We start from the raw sequence: 21,735 nt of genomic DNA on the forward strand, positions 1-21,735 counted from the left end.
CTCCCCACCGGAGCCACCCCCGCCCCGGCCCGGGGACGACGACGCCGCGTCCGGGACCGCTGTCCGAGCGGCGTCGTCCGCGGCCCCGCCCGTGGCGCGGGGAGCCTGCGTGTCTGCAGTGTCCGCGGCGTCCCGGGCGGCGGCGGGTACGACCTCCTCCCCCGAGCGCGTCACGGACCGGTCCTGCCCGTGACCGTGGACGTCCTCGAGCTGGGCGCTGATGTGGTCGACGAGCGGGTCCAGCACGCTCATGCCGTCCTTGACGCCGCCGCGCGAGCCCGGCAGGTTCACGAGGAACGTGGTGCCCACCTGACCCGCCACGCCACGGCTCATCACGGCCGTGGGCGTCTTCTGCAGGCCTCTGGCCCACAGGGCGTGCACGATGCCCGGGGACTCGCGCTCCACCACCCGGGCCGTGGCCTCGGGGGTGACGTCGTCCGAGTTCAGGCCGGTGCCGCCGGACGTGACCACGAGCCGCGGCCCGTGCCCGGCGCGGGACGCCGCCGTGAGCTCCCGCAGCAGGGCGAGCACCTCGGGGCCGTCCGGGACCACGTGCACGCGCACCTGCATGCCCCGGCCCGCGAGCCAGTCCCGCAGCAGCGGGCCGCAGCGGTCCTCGGCCGTGCCCGCGGCCGCGGAGCTGGAGACGATGACGACCTCCGCGCGGCGGCCCACGAGGTGGTAGTCGCCCACCTCGTCCCGGTGGGCGGGTCGCTCGGCACCCACGTGCCGGTGGGAACTCCTGCTCATGCCCTGCTCCACTCCCCGCTCTTGCCGCCGGACTTGGCCAGCACGCGCGTGTGCTCGATGGTGGCCGCCCTGTCCACGGCCTTGACCATGTCGTACAGCGTCAGCGCCGCAACGCTCGCGGCGGTCAGCGCCTCCATCTCCACCCCCGTGACCCCGCGGGTGCGCACCGTGGCCATGATCACCACGCGGTCCTCCCCGGGGGTCAGGTCCACGGTGACCTTGCTGATCGGCAACGGATGGCACAGCGGCACGAGGTCCGGGGTGCGCTTGGCGGCCATGATGCCCGCGACCCGCGCCACCGCCAGGGCATCCCCCTTGGGGAGGTCGCCCGCGCTCAGCAGGGCAACCACGTCCGGGCGGGTCACCAGCACGGACTCCGCGGTGGCCTCCCTGAAGGTCACAGACTTCTCGCTCACGTCCACCATGTGCGCGGTGCCGTCCTCCCGCACGTGTGTCAGGTGGTCCTGGGCTGGTTCGTCGTGCGGCTGGGTCACCGTGGTTCTCCTGTTCGTTCGGCTGACTGGTCTGTCTGTGCGTTCATGCCACCACTCCCCCGGCCACGGGGAGCACGGCCACGGCTGTCCCCACCGGGAGCGGGTCCGTGCCCGGGGGGATCCGCACCAGGACGTCCGCGCGGGCCGCCGCCGTCAGCAGGTGGGAGGAGGCGCCGCCCACGAGCGAGACCCGAGGCACGCGCCCGGTGCCGTCGAAAAGGTCCGACCCGCCCACCGTGTCCAGGATCCCACGGCGCAGCTGCGTGCGGCCGTCCAGGGGTGTCACGGTCTCCCCCAGGCGCGCCTCGACCCAGCGCGGCGGCGCGCAGCACCCCCACACCGCGGCAAGGGCCGGGCGCACGAACGACTCGCACGAGACCCACGTGCTGACGGGGTTTCCCGGCAGGCAGAGCACCGGCACGCCCAGCACGGTGCCGCACCCCTGCGGCCCGCCCGGCTGCACGGCCACGTGGCCGAACCACACGTCCGCGGCGATCCGCTCCAGTGCCTGCCGCACCACCTCGAACGCTCCGGCGCTGATCCCGCCGCTCGTGACCACGAGGTCCGGGTGGTCCTCCCCGACCGTGCACCGCAGCCGAGCGGTGAACGCGTCGACGTCGTCGTCCACCCGCAGGTGGGTCACCGACTCCGCACCCGCGCTCTCGAACCAGGACCGCAGCAGGGGGCCGTTGGCGTCGTGGACCGTGCCGGGACGAAGGGGCGCTCCCGCGGGCAGCACCTCGTCTCCCCCGCTGACCACGAGGACCCGCGGGCCCCGCCGCACCAGCACCGTGTCCGTTCCCGTCAGGCCGAGCGCCGCGCACACACCCAGCGCCGCGGGCCCCAGGACGGTTCCGGCGGGCAGCGCCACGGCACCCCGGGCGACGTCGCTGCCGGCCTCGCGCACGAACGTCCCCGGGGCGGTGGCTGCGGCCGTTTCTGCGGGCACCGTGATGACCGGCGTGTCGAAGCGGGGCGGGTGGACACGCTCCACCGGGATCACGGCGTCCGCGCCCTCGGGCAGCACCGCGCCCGTCATGACCGCCGTGGCCGCGCCGCACTCGTGCCGGGCGGGCGGGGATCCTGCGGCGCTGATGCCGACGACCGGCAGCTCGAGCGGTGCCGCGGCGGCGCCGCCACCGGCACGCGGGGAACGCAGGTCCGCCGTGCACACCGCGAAGCCGTCCATCTGGGAGTTCGTCTCCGGCGGCAGGGCCAGCGGCGCGAGGAGGTCTCCCGCCAGGATGTGACCGGCGGCGGCGTCGAGGCGGAGCAGTGCGGCGGCGTCGTCCGGGCGGGTGCGGGCGAGCAGCTCGCGCAGGGCGCTCCGGTGCTGCTCCATGCTTCGGGCCATGGGACCAGGGTAGCCATCCCCCGGGGCTGCAAGGGTGTCGGGGGTCGGGCCTACACTGGCACGCATGTCCGTATTCCTCGGCAGTCCCCGGGTGCTTCCCACCCGCGGGGTGCCCACGCAGGGACCGCTGACGGACCGTTTCGGACGCACCGCCACGGACCTGCGGATCTCCATCACCGACAAGTGCAACCTGCGGTGCACCTACTGCATGCCCGCGGAGGGCATGCAGTGGCTGCCGCGCGAGTCGCTGCTCACCGTGGCCGAGGTCGTGCGCCTGGCCCGGATCGCGGTGGCGGACTTCGGCGTCCGCGAGATCCGGCTCACGGGTGGCGAACCGCTCATCCGCCCGGATCTGGAGGAGCTCGTGGCGGCGCTGGGCACGGAGCTGCCCGGGGTGCCCGTCTCCATGACGAGCAACGGGATCGGCCTGGCCGCCCGCGCCCAGGGTCTGCGGGACGCGGGGATGACCCGGGTGAACATCTCCCTGGACACCCTGTGCGTGGACACCTACGCGCGCCTGGCCCGCCGGGGGCGCCTCACGGAGGCACTGGAGGGCGTGGCGGCCGTGCAGCGCGTGGGGATGAGCCCCGTGAAGCTCAACGCCGTGCTGATGCGCGGTGTCAACGACCACGAGGCGCCGGAGCTGCTGCACTGGGCCCTGGAGAACGGCTGCGACCTGCGCTTCATCGAGCAGATGCCCCTGGACGCGGACCACGGCTGGACCCGCGAGAACATGGTCACCGCCGCCGAGATCCGCGAGTCCCTGGCCGCGGACTTCGACCTCGCACCGGACCGGGTGCCCCGCGCCGGGGCCCCCGCGGAGAAGCACCTGGTGCGCCGCCGGGGCGAGCAGACGGTGCTCGGCACCGTGGGCATCATCGCCTCGGTCACCGAACCCTTCTGCGAGGACTGCACACGCACGCGCATCACGGCCGAGGGACACGTCCGCTCGTGCCTGTTCTCCCACCACGAGACCGACCTGCTGCACCTGCTGCGCGCGGGCGCCACCGATGCGGACGTGGCCCAGCGGTGGCGCGAGGCCATGTGGGTCAAGCCCAGGGCCCACGGCATGGACCACACGGGGCTGGACTCCGGGGACTACGTCCAGCCGGACCGCAGCATGAGTGCGATCGGGGGCTGATCGGGTGCTCGTGAGGTACTTCGCCGCGGCAGCGGCCGCCGCCGGAACGGACGAGGAGCACGTGAGCACCTCCACCGTGCTGAACCGCACGGACCTGGAGCAGCTGCTGGTCACGCTGCACCCCGTGGCCCCGGAGGGGGAGCGCACCCTGGCCCAGGTGCTCCCCCGGTGCTCGCTGCTGGTGGACGGGATCACCGCCCGGGATCCCGCCACACCCCTGGCACCCGGCGCCACGGTGGACGTCCTCCCGCCCTTCGCAGGCGGCTGAAAGGTGCCCTCCGACCGGTCGTCGCCCGAGCTGCAGCCCCCCGAGTGCGTGGCGGCGGAGCAGTCGTCCCGTGAACCGAGCCCCCGCTGGTCCCGCGCGCTCACGGCACTGCACCACGCCGACCGTCGGGCCGCGCGCGCCCTCGCCCACGCGGCAGGCGCGGCCCTGGCACGGACCAGGGCCGAGGCCGCCTGCGAGTCCGTTCCCCTGGCGGAGGCCCCGGGGCGGGTGCTCGCGCGGGACGCCCACGCGGCCTGTCCCATACCGCACTACGCCTCGAGCGCCATGGACGGCTGGGCGGTGCGCGGGCCCGGCCCGTGGCGGCCGCTGTCCCCGCGGCACGACGACGCCCTCCCCAGCACCGCCTCGGACGTTGCTCTGGAGCCTGGAACGGCGGTCCCCGTGGTCACCGGCGGGGTGGTCCCCGCGGGCGCCACCACCGTGGTCCGGGACGAGTACTCGCGCGTGGACGGAGTCACCCTCGACCTGGCGCCCGGCGCGCCGCAGACCGAGCTCGCGGGCCGTCACCTCCGCCCCGCCGGGACCGAGTGCGCCACCGGGGACCTGCTCCTGGCAGCGGGGGACACCGTGTCCCCCGTGGACGCGGCCCTCGCCGCGGTGGCGGGCCTCGACTCGCTGCAGGTCCGCACCCCGCCGCGGGTGGCCGTCCTCCTCACCGGTTCGGAAGTCCTCAGCGCAGGAGTACCCGGGCCGGGACGCGTCCGGGACGCCTTCAGCATGTCCCTCCCCCACATCGCGACCGCCTACGGGGCGCGGGTGGGCACCGTGCAGCGGGTTCCCGACGACCCGGAGCAGCTCGCCGCGGCCTTCGACGCCGCGTGCGCCGACCACGACCTCGTGCTCACCACGGGCGGGACATCCCGCTCCGCAGCGGACCACGTGCGTCCGCTCGTCCACGCCCGCACCCGTGTTCTCGTGGACCAGCTCGGGCTCCAGCCCGGCCACCCGGCGCTGCTGGGAGCCGGGGAGCGAGCGGCCGTGCTGGCGCTGCCCGGGAATCCGCTGGGCGCCGTCGTGGTGCTGCTGCTGCTCGGAGGCGGATTCCTGGCCGGGTTCCTGGGCCGGGAACCCCAGCCGTTCCCCCCCGCCGTGACCGGGGTGGACGTGCCGGGCGGGCGCAGCGACCGCCTGGTCCCCGCACGACGCCGCGAGGGCGCCTGGGTGCCGTGCCGCTCCGTGGGCTCGAACATGCTGAGCGGGCTCGCCGCGGCGGACGGTCTGCTGGCCGTGCCGCGGGGCGGACTGGCGGCAGGCGGGGCCGCGGAGATCCTGGCTCTTCCCTGGTGAGACCCGCTGCCTCCACGGGTTCCGACTGACCGCCTGGGCAGGAGGCGGGCCGCCCACGACCCGGGCCGCTCCGGCCCCAACCCGCCCTGGGCCCAACGGATCGTGGGGCCGAGCCGCCCCGGGCGCTGCACCACCGCTCCGGCCCCAGGGGGTCTCCCCCGCGCGGGCCCGTGACGGTGGGCGACGTGCTCGCCCGCCGCCGGGTCTCAGACGATGCTGAAGTCCTGCTCCCAGATGGCGGACTGTCCGGCGTCCCGGAATCCCAGCTGGGCGTTGACCCAGTTCATGCGGTCGTTGCCGCTGTGGGTCCACGAGTAGACCGTGGCAACCTCGGGGGCCACGGCCCTCAGCTGCTCCAGGTTGGCGAGCTTGAGACGCATCCCCAGCCGGTGGCCGCGGTGCTCGCGCACCACGAGGGTCTCGTCCTGCAGGGCCAGGGCGGGGCGGTGCTGGGCCAGGATGAGCTCGGTCATCCCCACCAGTTCCCCCGTGCGGAGATCCTGCACCACGGCCATCAGGGAGCGGTCGCCGTCCTCCTGGCGCAGCTGCTCGGTGCGCCGCACCCGGGCTCCGTCCCACGGATCCGGGTCCACCACGGCCGGCCGCACGAAGGAGTCGGTGGGGATCTTGGAGTGCAGCTGCGCGAGCGGTCCGAGCAGCTCCTCGGGTGCCTCCCCCGTCCAGGTGTGCATGCGGTAGTGCTCGGCGAAGGGCGCCGAGGCGAGCGAGTCCTGGATCCGCCGTGCCCGCTGGTCCTCCAGCGGCACGGGCAGCAGCGCAAAGCTGCTCACCGTGTTCAGGGCGTAGCCGGCGTGCTGCGCGAAGCGGGTCTGGCGGTGGCTCGCGGGCAGCCTGCCGGAGCCGTCCGCCGCGTCGAGCCACTCCACGGGCGCGGGTGTCTCCGTAGGTTCCTCCGCACCGGTGTCGCCGCTGCCCTCGGCGCTGCCGTCCCCGGGCCCGGAGGGGTCCCGCGCCTCCGAGGCGGGGTGCTCGGTCACGAGCCTGATGAAGCGGCGGGACTCGCCGTGGGCGAGCTGCTCGGCGGCGCCCAGCAGTCCTCGGCCGATGCCCTCGGAGGTCTCGTCCGGGGCCACGTGGACCGTGATCTGCGCCACATCCGTGTCCGCGAGCAGCGGCATCCTCACCTCGGCCCGTCCCACGAGCCGCTCCTCCAGGAAGGCGCACAGGATGTTGACCCGCTCGTAGGGGTCCTTGAGGTCGCGGAAGATGTCGTCCGCCTCGTTGCTGAGCTGGTCCGTGCCCCACACGTGCCGGCGGGAGGACTTCACGAGGTCCGCGACCTCCCCGAGCCGGTGCCGCGCGTGCGCGTCGAACGCTTCGGGGATGCGCAGCAGCTCGATCCGAACCGGTGACGGCTGCGTCACAGTGCTCTCCTTCCGTGCCGTTCTCAGCCCGAACGGCGCCGCGGTGGGGAGCCCGTCGCAGGGCTCGCCCACCAGTACATCATGAATGCATGACGGCGTTCCGGTTCCGGACATGGGAAGAGGGCCCGGCCGGTGTCGGCACGGACCCTCTCCCCGCTCCGGAGCCGGGAGACCCGCAGGTCACCCGCGCAACGGCATCACGCCTGGGTGTTCACCTCGGTGGCGTTCGGGTCCACGGGGATGCCCGGGCCGAACGTGGTGGCCACGGTGGCCTTGGTGATGTAACGGCCCTTGGAGGCGGAGGGCTTCAGACGGAGCACCTCTTCCAGCGCCGCACCGTAGTTCTCGGCGAGCTTCTGGGCGTCGAAGGACGCCTTGCCGATGATGAAGTGCAGGTTGGAGTGCTTGTCCACGCGGAAGTCGATCTTGCCGCCCTTGATGTCGTTCACGGCCTTGGTGACGTCCATGGTCACGGTGCCGGTCTTCGGGTTCGGCATGAGGTTGCGGGGACCCAGGATCTTGCCCAGGCGTCCCACCTTGCCCATCATGTCCGGGGTGGCCACGGCGGCGTCGAAGTCGGTCCAACCGCCCTGGATCTTGGCGATCAGGTCGTCGGAGCCCACGAAGTCGGCGCCGGCGGCCTCGGCCGCGGCGGCCTTGTCACCCACGGCGAAGACGACCACGCGGGCGGTCTTGCCGGTGCCGTTGGGGAGGTTGACGGTGCCGCGCACCATCTGGTCCGCCTTGCGGGGGTCCACGCCGAGGCGCATGGAGACCTCGACGGTGGGGTCGGACTTGCTGCCTTCGGCCAGTTCCTTGGCCAGGGCGACCGCCTCGGCGGGAGCGTAGTACTTGCCCGCCTCGATCTTCTCGGCAGCTGCCCGGTATGCCTTGCTGCGCTGTGCCATCTGCTTCTTCTCCTTGTGCAGTTGTGGTCTGCGGACCGCGCTCGGCCCTGCCACGATGAAGTGTGTTGCTGGTGAGCCTGGAGGACTCAGTTGACCTCGATGCCCATGGAGCGGGCGGTGCCGGCGATGATCTTCGCGGCGGCGTCGATGTCGTTGGCGTTGAGGTCTTCCTTCTTGGTCTCGGCGATCTCACGGACCTGGTCCATGGTGATCTTCCCCACCTTGTTGGTGTGGGGGACGCCCGAGCCCTTGGGCACGCCGGCGGCCTTCTTGATCAGCTGCGCGGCGGGAGGGGTCTTGGTGACGAACGAGAACGAGCGGTCCTCGTACACGGTGATCTCCACCGGGACGATGTTGCCGCGCTGGGATTCCGTGGCCGCGTTGTAGGCCTTGCAGAACTCCATGATGTTGACGCCGTGCTGACCCAGCGCCGGACCCACGGGAGGAGCCGGGTTGGCGGCGCCTGCCTGGATCTGCAGCTTGATCAGGCCTGCGACCTTCTTCTTCTTGGGAGCCATGTGATGGTCCTCTTTCTGGCTGTGCGTACCGCCGCACAGGAGCGTACGACGGCGGGTGGTCGCCGTGGCGCGGCGACCGGACGGAAACGCCCCGGACCAAAGCGCATCCGGGGGCTTTCCGAAACTTGTGCGGGACTAGATCTTCGTGACCTGGTCGAACCCGAGGGTCACGGGGGTCTCGCGCTCGAAGATGGAGACCAGCACCACGAGCTGCTGGGATTCCACCTTGATCTCCGAGATGGTGGCGGGGAGCGTCTCGAACGGACCCTCCTTCACGATCACGGACTCGCCCACCTCGAAGTCCACGGTGACCTGCTGGGCCGCGCCGCCCTGCGCGGGGGCACCCGAACCGGCGGTCTCGCCCAGGCCCTTGGCCTTCTCGGGGGTCTCGAACGTGGGGGCCAGCATGTCGAAGACCTCGTCCAGCCGCAGCGGGGCGGGGTTGTAGGCGTCCTGGCCCACGAACCCGGTGACACCCGGCGTGTGGCGCACCGCACCCCAGGAGGCGTCCGTGAGGTTCATGCGCACCAGCACGTAGCCGGGAATGCGCACGCGGCGCACCGTCTTGCGCTGGGAGTTCTTGATCTCCACGACCTCTTCCATGGGCACCTCGATCTGGAAGATGTCCTCTTCCATGTTGAGGGACTGGATACGGGTCTCGAGGTTGGTCTTCACGCGGTTCTCGTAGCCCGCGTAGGTGTGGATGACGAACCAGTCGCCCTCCTGGCGCCGCAGCTTGGCCTTGAACTCGGCCACAGGGTCGACGTCCTCCTCGGCCGCGTCCTCGGAGACCTGGACCTCCACGAGCGGGACGGGGACGGCGTCGCCGTTGCCGGCCGCGGCCTCGATGTCCGCGTCCTGCACGGACTGCTCGTCCGTGACCTCCTGCGGCGCGTCCGAGACCTCGACGGCCCCGACAGTGTCAGCCACGCCCTCCGCCGACTCCTCGCGCGCGGCGTCACCCTGGGGGGCGTCGGCCGGCGCGGACTGGGTGTCGTCGTTCTCGAGCTCGTGATCGGTCACTGGGTTTCCTGCTTTCTGTGGGCGCCTGGACGGACGTGCGGGTGCTTACTGGGGCTGGTCGCCGTTGCCGAACAGCCAGATGGCCAGCTGCCCGAACCCCAGGTCCAGCAAGGAGATCAGGACCATCATGAACGCCACGAACACCACGACGACCAGGACGTAGTTCACGAGTTCCCGGCGGGACGGAGCAACGACTTTCTTGAGCTCTCCCACGACCTGACGGATGAACAGCCAGATGCGCCCGAAGATCCCGCGCCTGCGGTCCGAGTCAGCGGGTCGACCCGGGGTCTGTCCTGTGACGGTGTGCGACATCGGCTCTCCCCTGCGTGAAGCAACGTCTCGGCGGTGGTGTGCGTGCCGTGGTGGGTCGTGAAGCAGGGCAGACAGGACTCGAACCTGCAACCTGCGGTTTTGGAGACCGCTGCGCTACCAATTGCGCCACTGCCCTTCAGTCCCGTCTCGCGGGAGACCCGCGACGTGAACACGGTGCCCGAGCCTATCAGCGGCTCGATCCGGCGCATCGCCTCTCGCGGCATGGCGAGAGAGAAACCGGTGGCGGCACCAGCATGTCATGGTACGCGGCGGCATGGCTGCGCGCAAAGCCGGCCCCGTGCACGCCCCGCCCGTGCCACCTAAGCTGGAAGCTCCACGTCCGGCTGTCCCAGCACGGGCACCCGTCAGCCAGCCCAGGAGAGATGATCACATGTCACCAGCGCAGCAGCGCATCTCGCACCGGATCGGGGCCATCGCGGAGTCCGCGACCCTCGCGGTGGATGCCAAGGCCAAGGCCCTCAAGGCCGAGGGCCGCCCCGTGATCGGGTTCGGGGCGGGCGAGCCGGACTTCGCCACCCCGGAGCACATCGTGGCCGCGGCGGCCGAGGCTCTCCAGGACCCCGCGAACTTCCGCTACTCCCCCGCCGCCGGCCGCCCCGCACTGCGCGAGGCGATCGCGCGCGCCACCGGGCGTGACAGCGGCTGGGACGTGGACAGCTCCCAGGTGCTGGTGACCAACGGCGGCAAACAGGCCGTGTACCAGGCCTTCCAGACGGTCGTGGACGACGGCGACGACGTCCTGCTCCCCGCTCCCTACTGGACCACCTACCCCGAGGCCATCCGGCTCGCGGGGGGCAACCCCGTGGAGGTGTTCGCTGGGGCGGAGAACGAGTACAAGGTCACCCCGGAGCAGCTCGAGGCGGCGTTCACGCCCGCCACCAAGGCCCTGCTCTTCTGCTCGCCCTCCAACCCCACCGGCTCGGTCTACAGCGCCGAGGAGACCCGTGCGATCGGCGAGTGGGCCGCGGCCAAGGGCATCTTCGTGATCAGCGACGAGATCTACCAGCACCTCACCTACGACGACGTGGAGTTCGTGTCCATGGCCCAGGCGGTGCCGGCCCTGCACGAGAACCTGATCCTGCTCAACGGCGTGGCCAAGACCTACGCGATGACCGGCTGGCGCGTGGGCTGGATGGTCGGGCCGAAGGACGTGGTCAAGGCCGCCACCAACCTCCAGTCCCACCTGAGTTCCAACGTGAACAACGTGGCGCAGGCCGCGGCGCTGGCCGCCCTGGAGGGCCCCATGGACAGGGTGCGCGAGATGCGCGAGGCGTTCGACCGGCGTCGTCGGGCCATCGTGGCGGGTCTCAACGAGATCGACGGCGTGCACTGCCCCGTGCCCACGGGCGCGTTCTACGCGTACCCGGACGTCACCGGTCTGCTGGGCCGCGAGTTCGACGGCGTGACGCCGCAGACCTCCGCCGAGCTCGCGGAGCTGATCCTCGAGAAGGCCGAGGTGGCGGTGGTCCCCGGAGAGGCGTTCGGCCCGTCCGGGTACCTGCGGCTGTCCTACGCGCTCGGCGACGACGACCTCGCCGAGGGTCTCTCCCGCCTGCAGGCGTTCCTGGGACGGGGGAACTGAGATGAGCGAGCTCCTCGAGACCGCGCGCGCCCGCGTACCCTCCCCCGTGGCCGTTCCCAGCGCCGCACTGGTGGGAGCGGGTCTGGTCGGCGGCTACGGCGTGGCCCGGGCCACCGGGGTCCGCCCCCTCGGCGGCGTGGTGCTCGCCGTGTGCGGCGCCGCGGCGGGCCGCACGTGGCTCGCCTCCGGCGGTCCCGCGACCGCCACGAACCTCGGCATCCTCTACGGGGCGAGCTTCGGGCTCTCCCACCCGCTCGCCAAGAAGCTCGGCGCGTGGCCCTCGGTGCTCACGGTGGCCGCGGTCAACGCCGCCGCCTCGTGGGCCGCGGTGGACCGCTTCAACTTCCGGCCCGACGGCGCCTGAGCCCGTTCCCGGCGCCCCGCACCTCGCGCGCCACCCGGCACTGCGCTGACGTGCACCACGGCCGTGGGCCCCACCGGACGGTGGGGCCCACGGCCGTTCTCACTGCGTGCCGGGCTGCGGGGACGGGCCGGTGCAGGGCGGCAGGAACGGCCCCCGGGCCGGGCCCCGGCACCGGGCCCGCCGCCCACCCTGGGTGCGCGGTCCGCGAAGCACGGGGGATGGCCGTGTCTGCGCCTGCGACGCCGCCGTCTCAGCGCGTGTGCCGCTGCCGTGTCAGGGCCTGCGGCGCTCCCGCGCGGTCACTCCTGCGGGGTGACCCGGGACGCGGTGCCGTCCGAGCGGCGTCGTGCCCGGAGCCCCAGCAGCAGGTCCGCCGCCAGGAAGCCCAGCAGCGAGAGCCCCAGCAGCGGGACGAACAGCCCCACGGCAACCGTTCCCAGCCCCAGGACGAGCCACCCCCACACCGGGGTGGCGCGCAGGGCGCCACGCGGTGGCAGCGGTCCGAACTGCACGCCCTCGGCCCGGGTGGGGCGGCGGCGCCACCACATGGTGTACCCGCTCACCGCCAGCACCACGATGGCCGCGGCGAGCGCGAGCAGCACAATCTGGTTGGGCAGCCCGAACAGCAGCCCCATGTGTGCGGCGATGGCCCACTGGGTGAGCTTCGCGGGAAGGCCCCATTCGGCGAAGCGCACGTGGTCGGTGACCTGCAGCCGGTGCGGGTCCACCGCCACGCTGTCCACCTGGGTGGGCCAGGAGCGCTCGTTCTCGGAGACCGTCCACGCCGCCCCGTCCGTGGCGGGCGGCTTGATCTCCACGATCCGCGAGTCCAGTCCGGCCTCCCGCGCGGTGGCCAGCACCGCGTCGAAGGAGCCCGGGGACCCGGCGGCGTCGTGGCCGTGGTGGCCGTGGTGACCCTGGTGGTCGTCGTGACCCTGATGGCCGGAGTGGCCGTGGTGCTCGGCGTGCTCGTCCCCGGCCGCCACCCCGGAGCCCCCGCCGAGGCCCGTGGAGACCTTCGGCGTGGTCCAGTTCAGCGCGGTGCGAAGCTGGGACACGTTATCCCCCGCGTACGCGGACCACGTGAGGCCCGAGGCGGCGAGGAACAGGAAGCCCACGGCGAGCCACACGCCGGTGGCCGTGTGCCACGAACGGGTGCGCCGGTAGGCGTTCGCCTCCCCCGGCCGGGGCACCAGGCTGACGCGGGCCCGCCGCCCCGCGGTCACGCGGCGCCGGTGGAGCACCACGAGCACCACGCCGCTCAGGGCGAGGACCCACAGCCAGGAGGCCGCGAGCTCGCTGTAGAGCCGCCCCGGTTCGCCGAGCAGCAGGTCCCGGTGCAGCCGGTCGATGGTGGTGCGCAGCGGCAGGGCGCCGCTCGTGCCGTACACGGTCATCTCACCCGTGACGCGCCCCGTGCCGGGGTCCACGAAGACCGCGTGGGACTCGCCGCGCTCCAGGGCGGGGTCCGCGAACATGACGCGCGTGGTCCCGCCGTCGGACGCGGGGCGGACGTTCACGGGCGGCTCGGTGGTGCCGACCGCCCGGCGTGCCACGCGGACCTGCTCGTCCACGCTCAGCGGCTGGGCGGCCGTGGTGCCGGTGAGGGCGTCCGCGTAGACCACCCGCTCCAGCTGCGGAGTGAACACGTACAGGGCCCCGGTGACCGCGGCGACCACCAGGAAGGGGCCCACGAAGAGCCCCGCGTAGAAGTGCAGCCGGCGCAGCAGCGGCAGCAGCCACGCGGACGAGGAGTGCGAACCCGTGCGGGCCCGCTCGGACGACGATGCATCCAGTGCTGTGGACATGGTGAAGTACTTCTCGATGAAAGACAGGCCGCGGCAACACCGGGCGTGCCGGGGTGTTCGGTGGTGGACTGCTCAGATCGAGAGGAGAGGCGGGCCGCGCCGTGAGATGACGCGCACGGGCGACCACGTGCGCGGCGGCAGGAGGTAGGCCAGCGGGACGGGCCGCAGCCCGTGGCACGGCACGAGGACCGGTCGTAGCAGCCGCAGCGCCGTGAAGAGCACGCGCACGGCGGCGTCGAGGAAGCGCCACCAGCAGTTCTCCACGTGGCGCAGCAGCACGAAGGTCGCGGCGGCCGCCACGAGGTGGGCCCAGACCATGGGGCCGTGGCCCGCCGTGAGGAGGTCGGCCAGGCCTCCCGCGTGGCCCGCCGCGGCGTCGTGGGACCGTGCTGCGGCACCGGCCAGGTCACCGCCGCCGTGGCCGGGCGGGAACGGGGGCACCGTTGCAGCATGGTGCGCGTGCCGCAGCGCCGAGACCTCCGGGGCAGACGCGGCGACGGGCGAGGAGGCCGGGGACGGCGAGTGGCCGCCGCCCGAGAAGATCAGGTGGAACGGCACCTGGCTCAGCAGCACGGCGCACCCGGTGCGCAGGGGGCCCATGCGCCGCCCGGCCAGCAGCACGCACACCAGGGCGGCCAGTGCGAACGCCACCGCGAGCAGCAGCACGCTGGGCGGGCGGGGGTCGACCGCGTAGTGGGAGGTGGCCGCGCAGAGGATGGAGACACCGGCGGCCGCCCAGCCGCGGCAGAACCGGGCGGGGCGGCTCACGGGCTCGCTGTGATCCATCGGGTGGCCTCGACTGGGTGGGGCAGGTGGTGCGGGTGGTGCGGAGCGCGGCTCAGTCGTCCACGGCGTCCCGGCCGCGGCGCACGATCAGCGGGTCCGGCGGGTACACCACGGAGGTGTCCTTGTCGTCGTAGTCGAACTGGTTGAGGAAGAAGCGCATGGCGTTCAGGCGCGCCCGCTTCTTGTCGTTGGACTTGATGGTGATCCACGGTGCGTGGTCCGTGTCCGTACGACGGAAGGTCTCCTCCTTGGCGACCGTGTAGTCCTCCCAGCGGTCCAGCGAGGCCAGGTCCATGGGCGAGAGCTTCCAGCGGCGCACCGGGTCGATCTGGCGGATCGCGAAGCGCGTGCGCTGCTCGTGCTGCGTCACGGAGAACCAGAACTTGGTCAGGTGGATCCCGGCGTCCACGAGCATCTTCTCGAACACGGGGGCCTGGAGCATGAAGGACTCGTACTGCTCGTCCGTGCAGAAGCCCATCACCCGCTCCACGTTGCCGCGGTTGTACCAGGAGCGGTCGAAGAGCACGATCTCCCCGTTGGTGGGCAGGTGCTGGATGTAGCGCTGGAAGTACCACTGCCCCTGCTCGCGGTCCGAGGGCTTGTTCAGGGCGACGACGCGCGCGGCACGCGGGTTCAGGTGCTCGGTGAAGCGCTTGATGGTGCCGCCCTTGCCCGCGGCGTCGCGGCCCTCGAAGACGATCACGTGCTTGAGGTCGTTGTCCTGGCCCCAGTACTGGAACTTCAGCAGCTCGATCTGCAGCTGGTACTTCTCCAGCTCGTAGTCCTCGCGGGACATGCGCTCGTCGTACGGGTAGCCCTCGCGCCAGGTCTCCACCGCGCTTCCCCCCGGGTCGATCAGGTCCGGGTCCGGAGACTGCCCGTCCCGCACCGTGTAGCCCTGGTCCACGAGCTTGTCGATGAACTCGCGCAGGTTCTCACGGGCCGGTTCTTGCTGGGCGGTCATGGTGTCCTCCTGGTGGCCTGGCGCTGCGAACGCACCTGTTCACACGTCCTCCCCGATCCTAGTTGCCGCACCCGGTCGGTGTGGCCGGAACCCGCCCGACGCCGCCCGGGCAGTTCCGCGCGCTCCCGCCGACCCCTGGGACACACCCGTCACTAGGATGGAAGTGCCAGCTACCACGCGACCACAGAGGAGCACTGAAGCACATGCGAATCGGGCTTATGACCAGCGGCGGGGACTGCCCCGGACTCAACGCGGTGATCCGCGGCGCGGTGCTGCACGGCATCAAATCCTTCGGCCACGAGTTCGTGGGCTTCCGGGACGGCTGGCGCGGCGTCGTGGAGGGGGACGTCATGGAGCTGCCCCGCCAGAGCGTGCGCGGGCTCGCGCGCCAGGGCGGAACCATCCTGGGCACGTCCCGGACCAACCCGTTCGACGGCCCCCAGGGCGGGCCCGAGAACATCGCGAAGGTCCTGGAGCACCACGAGATCGACGCCGTGATCGCGATCGGCGGCGAGGGCACCCTGGCCGGGGCCAAGCGGCTCGCGGACGCCGGTCTCCCCGTGGTGGGCGTTCCCAAGACCATCGACAACGACCTGCAGGCCACGGACTACACATTCGGCTTCGACACCGCGGTCTCGATCGCCACGGACGCCATGGACCGGCTGCGCACCACGGGCGAGTCCCACCACCGCTGCATGGTCGCGGAGGTCATGGGCCGGCACGTGGGCTGGATCGCGCTGCACTCCGGCATGGCGGCCGGTGCCCACGCCATCCTCATCCCCGAGTTCCGGGAGTCCATGGAACAGGTCTCCGAGTGGGTGCGCGAGGTCCACGACCGCGGCCGCTCTCCCCTGGTGGTCGTGGCCGAGGGCTTCATCCCGGACCATCGGGACGAGGCCATTGCGGGCAAGGGCGTGGAGGCCTCGGGCCGCCCGCGGCTGGGCGGCATCGGGGAGTACGTCACCCAGGAGATCGAGCAGATCACGGGCATCGAGACCCGCAACACCATCCTGGGCCACATCCAGCGCGGTGGCGCCCCCACGGGTTTCGACCGGGTGCTCGCCACCCGGCTGGGCATCGCGGCCGTGACCATGGCCCACGAGAAGCAGTGGGGCAAGATGTGCGCCCTGCGCGGCACCGACGTGGTGCGCGTGGACTTCTCCGCGGCGCTGGACGGCCTCAAGGCCGTTCCGCGCGAACGCTACGACGAGGCCAAGGAGCTCTTCGGCCGCTGAGTGCCGCGCCCCTCGGCACGACCGCGCGCGGACCGGTCCTCCTCGGAAGGACCGGTCCGCGCGTGCATTCCGGTGTCGACGCCGCCGCCCCGACGGTGTGCCGCTGGCCGCGACGGGCGCTCAGCCCGAGTGGCCGCCCCGGGGGCCGCGCAAGAGGCCTTGCGCGCGCCCCACCACGGACCCTGCCTCCGGGGGGACCACAACGGACTGGGCCGCGGCCCACTGCTCCGGCACGGCCGGCTCCTCGATGCCGTCCCCGCCCTGCGGGGCGTCCCGCACGACGTCGCGCACGGTGAGGTCGGCGGCCGGGTCCACGGAGCGCTTGAGCACGGCCAGGGCCACGGGCCCGGCCTCGTGGTGCAGCTGAGCTGCGGTGATCCGACCCACGGTCCTGCCACCGAGCTCCACCGCCGCGCCCGCCTCGGGCAGGGTGTGCTGGGAGCCGTCCAGGTCAAGGAACGTGAGCCGGCGCGGCGGGGGCCCGCGGTTGTGCACGCGTGCCACGGTCTCCTGGCCCTTGTAGCACCCCTTGGCCAGGTGCACCGCGGTGCGCATCCAGTCGAGCTCGTGCGGAATGGTCTTCTCGTCGGTCTCCACGCCCCAGCGGGGCCGCCAGGCCTCGATCCGCAGGGCTTCCGCGGCCCACGCGCCGGCCAGGACGAGGCCCTCGCTCTCCAGGGCTGCCACGGCGGTCTCCAGCTCGTGGAGGGGCACGAGGTGCTCGTACCACGGGCGGTCCGCGCCGGGATGTTCGTGTGTGGTGGCGTAGGCGTGTCCGCCGGCGGTCACCTCCGGCCAGGGATCGCGCCACACCAGGACCCGCCCGACGCCGCCGCCCCCGGCGAGCGCGGCGTCCAGGGGATCCGTGAGGTCTCGGGTGGCGGCGAGCACGGCCCAGTGCGCGCTGACGTCCTCCACCTCGACCCGCAGGGCGAAGCGCATGGACTCGAGCCAGGCGGTGAGAGCAGGAGCTTCGGCGGCCTCGGTGAGCAGCCAGGTGGTGGTGCCGTCGTCCAGCACGTGCGGAGCGAACTCCACACGTCCCTGGACGCTCAGGAAGAGGGTCTCCGAGCTCTGACCGGGCTGCAGCCCCGTCAGCACCTGGGAGGAGAGGGTGGTGAGCCAGCTCAGCCGGTCCGCGCCGCTCACGGTCACGACGCCGCGCTGGGACTGGTCCACGACGGCACGGCCGCGCGCGAGGGCGCGCTGCTCGGGCACGGGGTCCCCGTAGTGGGCGGCCACGCCCGTGTCCTGCCCGCCCGCCGGGACGGCACCGTGACGCTGGAGCAGCACGGAGGAGTACGAGGGAGCGGGGTCGGTCACGGCTGGGGGTCGGCCTTCTCCACCTTCGTGAGCTCGGCGGACGCGTGCGTGCTCAGCTCGCGGCCCTCCGCGGCCATGTCCCAGGCCCACATGAGGTGGTTGTTGACCAGGCCGTAGAGTCGGGTTCCGGACTGGTACTCCTTGGCCCCCCGGGCGCGGATCACGGCGTCCGTGCGCAGATCCACGCGCGGGCCCTTGATCTCCCCGAGGTACAGCTCAGCAACACCACCGGGCTGGGCAATGGTCACGGAGATGTCGAAGCCGCCGTTCGCGTTGCGCAGCTGCTCCACGTCCTCGGCGGACTTGAGCACCGGAAGGGGGTCCGGGGGCAGCATGCCGGGACCCGCGTCCCCGTCCTCACGCGGCCGGGCGAGCTCCCAGAAACCCTGCTCGTACGTGGCCTCGCGCTGCGGCTCGCCCTCTTCGTCGAGGAGCGTGGTCTGCGCGCGGTAGATCACGAACGGGAGGCCGGTCTGCTCGAACGTGACGCGCTGCCGGAAGGCACGCTGCTCGGCGTCGCCGTACCCCATGAAGCCGTTGCCCTCCCACGTGCCCAGGAGCCAGGCGAAGGGGACGAGTTCGGGGGTGAGGTCGGTGGGGATCTCGATGGGCACGAGCTACATCTGCCCCTTGAACAGGCTGAACACGACCTTCAGGGCGATCAGACCGATGGCGACGGTGGAGAGTCCCAGCAGGGTCAGGTAGAAGATTTCGAGTGCAAGCATGGTGTCACGCTACCACGGCGGCCAGCACCTGACTGGCGAAAACCGCGACCATTCCGAGCAGCGCCACGGGCGTCACACCGAGGGTGATCATGCCCCGGCGCGGCAGCCTCTCGGGAGCCGCGGAGATCACGCGTGCACCCGCGACGGCGAGGATCACGGCGAGGGGTGCGCCCACTCCGGCCACGGTCAGCCAGCCGCTCAGCCCCTGCTCGTGGGCCACGGTGGAGAACGCGATCCACCCCGAGGACGCCACGGCCGCGAGCACCCCGGTGACCGAGGCCAGCAAGGACTCGAGCCGGTGCTCGGCGCCCTCCCCACGCACGAGCTCCGCCACGCACGCGGCCATGAACGCCACCCCGATGATCGCGGGCAGCCACACGAGCCGCTGGGAGGGCACGAGCTGCACCAGCAGGCACGCGAGCGTGCCGGCCACGGCGATCAGTGCGTTGTGGCGGCGCCGGGCGTGGATGCCGGCGGCTGCGGGCCATCCCACCCCGATGGTCACGGCCATGGCGACGGAGACCACCAGCGGGGCCCAGGAGCCGACGACGCCCGCGGCGAGCGCGAGCACCAGCGCCACGACGGTGGCCAGGACGATGCGCGCGTACTTCATGGCGGGTTCCTTCGGGTGCAGCGGTGGAGGAGACGTGAACCGTCCCCGGTGCCAGGGTAGCCGCCCAACCCGCCGGGCCGGGCGAGGGCGGGCCACGGACCCGTCCCGCCTATACTGGCCCGGTCATCGGCCGTGCCCGTGCGGCACCGGCCCCCTCGCGTCCGAGCGGATCCCACCGTGACCCACATCGCCCTGCTCAGCCCTGGCGCACGCTCCGCGGGGGCGGTGCTGCCCGCACTGGAGCTGCTGCACCACACCGTGGTGGGGCACGCGTGGGACCGGGTCCCGGCGCTGACCGGGCCGGGGCGCCCGGACCTCGTGGTCCTGGACGGCACGGGAGACCTCGTGGGGGCGCGCAACACGGCCCAGTCCCTCTCCGCGGCGCAGCGGCCCCTCCCGGTCCTGCTCGTGGTGACCGAGGGCGGCATGGCGGCCGTGGCGGCGTCGTGGTGCGTGAGCGACGTCGTCCTGGAGACCGCCGGACCCGCCGAGGTGGAGGTGCGGGTGCGGCTCGCGAGCGCCCCCGCCGGCCCGGGCGCCCCCGAGCCGGAGGAGAACGTGCTGCGCGCTGGCTCCGTGAGCATCGACGAGGACTCCTACACCGTGAAGCTCGCGGGGCGGCCGCTCAACCTCACCTTCAAGGAGTTCGAGCTGCTGAAGTTCCTGGTGCAGCACGTGGGCCGCGTGTTCACGCGCCACCAGCTGCTGTCCGAGGTGTGGGGCTACGACTACTACGGCGGCACGCGCACCGTGGACGTGCACATCCGCCGGCTGCGGGCCAAACTCGGCTCGGACCACGAGCACCTCATCACGACTGTGCGTAACGTGGGGTACAGCTTCACCGCGGGCAGGGAGCCAGCAGCCTGACCGTCGGCCGTTCCAGCACCGAGGAGGCACCACCGTGTCCGTCACCGTGACCCCGTACGACAGCATCCCCTTCCCCGAGGACCTCGCCTCGCTCGGCGAGCGCTCCCGCGCCGCGGACGGCGAACCCCCGTTCTCGGACCAGACCCTCGTGGACCTCCGCTCCGGCCGCGAGGGCGTCACGTGCGTGGCGGCCACCGACGGCGACGACCTCGTGGGGGCGGCCGTCGTCGTGCCGCAGCAGGACGCGGCCTCCACGTTCACCGTGGAGCTGACCGTGGACCCCGCGCACCGCGACCGGGGGATTGCCACGGCCATCGCGGGGCAGCTGCGCGCCGCGGTGGACGGCACCGTGGAGGCGTGGGCGCACGGCAACCAGCCCGCGGCGCAGCGGCTCGCGGAGCTCTACAGCCTCACACCGGTGCGGGACCTGCTGCAGCTCAGGCGCACCGTGGCAGACGCCTCCGACGTCCCCCTGGAGGTCTCGCTGCCGGACGGCGTGGAGATCCGTCCGTTCGAGGTGGGCCGGGACGAGCAGGCGTGGCTGCGCGTCAACGCGGCGGCCTTCGCCGAGCACCCCGAGCAGGGGCGGATCACCCTCGCGGACCTGCAGGAGCGCGAGGGCGAGCCCTGGTTCGACGCGCGCGGGTTCCTGCTGGCCGTGGAGTCGCAGGAACCGGACGGAGTCCTCGGCTTCCACTGGACCAAGGTGCACCCCGCCTCCGGTGACTCCCCGGCACTGGGTGAGGTCTATGCCGTCGGCGTGGACCCGTCCCGGCAGGGCGGCGGTCTGGGCCGGGCACTGACCGCGGCGGGGATCAACCACCTCGCGGAGCAGGGCCTGCGGGACGTGATGCTCTACGTGGACGCGGACAACTCCGCCGCGGTGGCCCTGTACGAGTCCCTGGGATTCGAGCACTGGCACGTGGACGTCATGTACCGCAGCTGAGCACCACTACCATCGGTACGTATCCCCCGCCCCCTCCACCCGGGTGGGGCATGAGCTTCTGAGCACGGAGAGCAGACCATGGCGAAGAACACCACCCTGGGCACGTACGACATCCTCGCCGGCGGGTGTCTCTGCTGGCGGGTGGTGGACGGCGAGCTCCAGGTGCTGGTCATCCACCGTCCCCGCTACGACGACTGGTCCTGGCCCAAGGGCAAGCAGGACGACGGCGAGACCCTCCCGGAGACCGCGGTGCGCGAGCTGCGCGAGGAGACCGGGCTGCGCGTGACCCTGGGGGTGCACCTGGGCGACTCCGAGTACAAGGTGCGCGGCCACGACAAGCTCGTGCGCTACTGGGCCGCGGAGGTGGCGCCGAACGTGCGGGCCGTGCCCGAGGACGACGAGGTGGACCGCATGGAGTGGGTGACCGTGGAGCGGGCCCGGGAGATGCTCACCAACACCGACGACCGGGCGCCCCTGGAAGAACTCGCGAGGCTGCACTCCCGCGCGTGCCTGGCCACCCGCCCCGTGATCGTGATCCGCCACGCCAAGGCCAAGCCCCGCTCCTCGTGGCAGCGCGCCGAGGGCGACCGCCCCCTCGCGGCCACGGGCAAGCGCCAGGCACTCGCCGTGACGCGCCTGCTCGCCGCGTGGGGACCCGAGCGCGTGGTCACCTCCCCGTGGCTGCGCTGCATGTCCACGGTGGTCCCCTACGCCCAGAAGCACGGCGTCAAGGTCAAGGAGCGCCCGCAGCTCACGGAGGCCACGCACAAGCGCCACCCCAAGCGGGCCGCCCAGGTCACCGAGCAGCTCTTCGACACCGAGCGGCCCGTGGTGCTGTGCACCCACCGTCCGGTGCTGCCCACGGTGCTCAAGGTGCTCGCCAAGCACATGCCCTCGGACCTGGCCGGACAGCTGCCGGATTCCGACCCCTACCTGAGCCCCGGGCAGATGATCGTGCTGCACATGCCCCGCGGGGCACAGCGTTCGCAGGCCGTGGCCTTCGAGATCATCTCGCCCTTCGACGACTGACTCCGCCCAGC

General features: G+C 72.6%; 23 protein-coding genes and 1 tRNA gene. 9 read left to right on the forward strand and 15 right to left on the reverse strand.

Annotated features, from left to right (window positions below; translation table 11 throughout):
• The 3 genes from CWC38_RS04515 to CWC38_RS04525 form a co-directional block, all read right to left on the reverse strand.
• On the reverse strand, nucleotides 1–750 hold a 750-nt coding region (locus CWC38_RS04515; protein ID WP_133306231.1), incomplete at its 3' end, for a MogA/MoaB family molybdenum cofactor biosynthesis protein.
• Nucleotides 747–1,175 (reverse strand): cyclic pyranopterin monophosphate synthase MoaC, encoded by a 429-nt coding sequence (gene moaC / locus CWC38_RS04520; protein ID WP_121845658.1) that lies wholly within the window; start codon nucleotides 1,173–1,175, stop codon nucleotides 747–749. The genes CWC38_RS04515 and moaC, both read right to left, overlap by 4 nt.
• A 112-nt stretch (nucleotides 1,176–1,287) precedes the next feature.
• Nucleotides 1,288–2,598, reverse strand: a complete 1,311-nt coding sequence (locus CWC38_RS04525; protein WP_121845633.1) for a molybdopterin molybdotransferase MoeA — start codon at nucleotides 2,596–2,598, stop codon at nucleotides 1,288–1,290.
• A 64-nt stretch (nucleotides 2,599–2,662) separates the two neighbouring features.
• On the opposite strand from CWC38_RS04525, the gene moaA reads away from it, so the two are divergent.
• Genes moaA through CWC38_RS04540 form a run of 3 tightly spaced genes read left to right on the forward strand, consistent with a single transcriptional unit; the run spans nucleotide 2,663 to nucleotide 5,315 of the window.
• Nucleotides 2,663–3,739: a GTP 3',8-cyclase MoaA gene (gene moaA / locus CWC38_RS04530; protein ID WP_121845634.1), complete on the forward strand. Its 1,077-nt coding sequence runs from the start codon at nucleotides 2,663–2,665 to the stop codon at nucleotides 3,737–3,739.
• Between the two features lie 10 nt (nucleotides 3,740–3,749).
• On the forward strand, nucleotides 3,750–4,007 hold the full coding sequence (locus CWC38_RS04535; RefSeq protein ID WP_439108830.1) for a MoaD/ThiS family protein: 258 nt from the start codon (nucleotides 3,750–3,752) through the stop codon (nucleotides 4,005–4,007).
• A 3-nt stretch (nucleotides 4,008–4,010) separates the two neighbouring features.
• Nucleotides 4,011–5,315 carry a molybdopterin-binding protein gene (locus CWC38_RS04540; protein WP_240625049.1) on the forward strand — a complete coding sequence of 435 codons (1,305 nt, stop codon included), beginning with the start codon at nucleotides 4,011–4,013 and terminating at the stop codon, nucleotides 5,313–5,315.
• A 206-nt stretch (nucleotides 5,316–5,521) separates the two neighbouring features.
• Here the strand turns inward: CWC38_RS04540 and CWC38_RS04545 are convergent, their stop codons facing one another.
• The 6 genes from CWC38_RS04545 to CWC38_RS04570 all read right to left on the reverse strand — a co-directional run bounded on the left by CWC38_RS04545 (nucleotide 5,522) and on the right by CWC38_RS04570 (nucleotide 9,597).
• A complete protein-coding gene (locus tag CWC38_RS04545) occupies nucleotides 5,522–6,700 on the reverse strand; it encodes a GNAT family N-acetyltransferase (protein ID WP_121845636.1) in 1,179 nt (392 codons plus the stop codon).
• 197 nt (nucleotides 6,701–6,897) lie between these two features.
• Nucleotides 6,898–7,608: a 50S ribosomal protein L1 gene (gene rplA / locus CWC38_RS04550; protein ID WP_121845637.1), complete on the reverse strand. Its 711-nt coding sequence runs from the start codon at nucleotides 7,606–7,608 to the stop codon at nucleotides 6,898–6,900.
• An 86-nt stretch (nucleotides 7,609–7,694) separates the two neighbouring features.
• Nucleotides 7,695–8,126, reverse strand: coding sequence for a 50S ribosomal protein L11 (gene rplK / locus CWC38_RS04555; protein ID WP_068468054.1), 432 nt, complete (start codon nucleotides 8,124–8,126; stop codon nucleotides 7,695–7,697).
• Nucleotides 8,127–8,261: 135 nt separating this feature from the next.
• Nucleotides 8,262–9,149: a transcription termination/antitermination protein NusG gene (gene nusG, locus CWC38_RS04560; protein WP_121845638.1), complete on the reverse strand. Its 888-nt coding sequence runs from the start codon at nucleotides 9,147–9,149 to the stop codon at nucleotides 8,262–8,264.
• 45 nt (nucleotides 9,150–9,194) lie between these two features.
• Nucleotides 9,195–9,461, reverse strand: coding sequence for a preprotein translocase subunit SecE (secE, locus tag CWC38_RS04565; RefSeq protein ID WP_121845639.1), 267 nt, complete (start codon nucleotides 9,459–9,461; stop codon nucleotides 9,195–9,197).
• A 63-nt stretch (nucleotides 9,462–9,524) separates the two neighbouring features.
• Nucleotides 9,525–9,597, reverse strand: a tRNA-Trp gene (locus CWC38_RS04570).
• A gap of 255 nt (nucleotides 9,598–9,852) precedes the next feature.
• Here CWC38_RS04570 and CWC38_RS04575 point away from each other — a divergent pair.
• Nucleotides 9,853–11,064, forward strand: coding sequence for a pyridoxal phosphate-dependent aminotransferase (locus CWC38_RS04575; RefSeq protein WP_121845640.1), 1,212 nt, complete (start codon nucleotides 9,853–9,855; stop codon nucleotides 11,062–11,064).
• A 1-nt stretch (nucleotide 11,065) separates the two neighbouring features.
• Nucleotides 11,066–11,428, forward strand: coding sequence for a hypothetical protein (locus CWC38_RS04580; RefSeq protein WP_121845641.1), 363 nt, complete (start codon nucleotides 11,066–11,068; stop codon nucleotides 11,426–11,428).
• 299 nt (nucleotides 11,429–11,727) lie between these two features.
• Here the strand turns inward: CWC38_RS04580 and CWC38_RS04585 are convergent, their stop codons facing one another.
• The 3 genes from CWC38_RS04585 to ppk2 form a co-directional block, all read right to left on the reverse strand.
• A complete protein-coding gene (locus CWC38_RS04585) occupies nucleotides 11,728–13,236 on the reverse strand; it encodes a PepSY-associated TM helix domain-containing protein (protein ID WP_121845642.1) in 1,509 nt (502 codons plus the stop codon).
• A 72-nt stretch (nucleotides 13,237–13,308) separates the two neighbouring features.
• Nucleotides 13,309–14,004, reverse strand: coding sequence for a hypothetical protein (locus CWC38_RS04590; protein WP_121845660.1), 696 nt, complete (start codon nucleotides 14,002–14,004; stop codon nucleotides 13,309–13,311).
• 70 nt (nucleotides 14,005–14,074) lie between these two features.
• Entirely contained in the window at nucleotides 14,075–14,986 is a 912-nt protein-coding gene (ppk2, locus tag CWC38_RS04595; protein ID WP_121845643.1) for a polyphosphate kinase 2, read from the reverse strand.
• Nucleotides 14,987–15,189: 203 nt separating this feature from the next.
• Here ppk2 and CWC38_RS04600 point away from each other — a divergent pair, with 203 nt between their 5' ends.
• Complete coding sequence (locus CWC38_RS04600) at nucleotides 15,190–16,221, forward strand: 6-phosphofructokinase (RefSeq protein ID WP_121845644.1); 1,032 nt, start codon at nucleotides 15,190–15,192, stop codon at nucleotides 16,219–16,221.
• Between the two features lie 120 nt (nucleotides 16,222–16,341).
• Here the strand turns inward: CWC38_RS04600 and ygfZ are convergent, their stop codons facing one another.
• The 3 genes from ygfZ to CWC38_RS04615 all read right to left on the reverse strand — a co-directional run bounded on the left by ygfZ (nucleotide 16,342) and on the right by CWC38_RS04615 (nucleotide 18,882).
• A complete protein-coding gene (gene ygfZ / locus CWC38_RS04605) occupies nucleotides 16,342–17,544 on the reverse strand; it encodes a CAF17-like 4Fe-4S cluster assembly/insertion protein YgfZ (RefSeq protein ID WP_121845645.1) in 1,203 nt (400 codons plus the stop codon).
• Complete coding sequence (locus CWC38_RS04610) at nucleotides 17,541–18,158, reverse strand: nitrobindin family protein (RefSeq protein ID WP_121845646.1); 618 nt, start codon at nucleotides 18,156–18,158, stop codon at nucleotides 17,541–17,543. Before CWC38_RS04610 ends, ygfZ begins: the two co-directional genes overlap by 4 nt.
• A gap of 115 nt (nucleotides 18,159–18,273) precedes the next feature.
• The gene (locus CWC38_RS04615; RefSeq protein WP_121845647.1) at nucleotides 18,274–18,882 is read right to left on the reverse strand and encodes a hypothetical protein; all 609 of its coding nucleotides are present in this window, start codon (nucleotides 18,880–18,882) and stop codon (nucleotides 18,274–18,276) included.
• A gap of 177 nt (nucleotides 18,883–19,059) precedes the next feature.
• Here CWC38_RS04615 and CWC38_RS04620 point away from each other — a divergent pair, with 177 nt between their 5' ends.
• From CWC38_RS04620 to CWC38_RS04630, 3 genes are all read left to right on the forward strand, one after another.
• Nucleotides 19,060–19,749 (forward strand): response regulator transcription factor, encoded by a 690-nt coding sequence (locus CWC38_RS04620; RefSeq protein WP_121845648.1) that lies wholly within the window; start codon nucleotides 19,060–19,062, stop codon nucleotides 19,747–19,749.
• A gap of 34 nt (nucleotides 19,750–19,783) precedes the next feature.
• A complete protein-coding gene (gene mshD, locus CWC38_RS04625; RefSeq protein WP_121845649.1) occupies nucleotides 19,784–20,695 on the forward strand; it encodes a mycothiol synthase in 912 nt (303 codons plus the stop codon).
• 78 nt (nucleotides 20,696–20,773) lie between these two features.
• Entirely contained in the window at nucleotides 20,774–21,724 is a 951-nt protein-coding gene (locus CWC38_RS04630; RefSeq protein WP_121845650.1) for an NUDIX hydrolase, read from the forward strand.
• Nucleotides 21,725–21,735: the final 11 nt, after the last annotated feature.

This window comes from Kocuria tytonicola, from assembly GCF_003687455.1.
Taxonomy (GTDB): Bacteria; Actinomycetota; Actinomycetes; order Actinomycetales; family Micrococcaceae; genus Kocuria; species Kocuria tytonicola.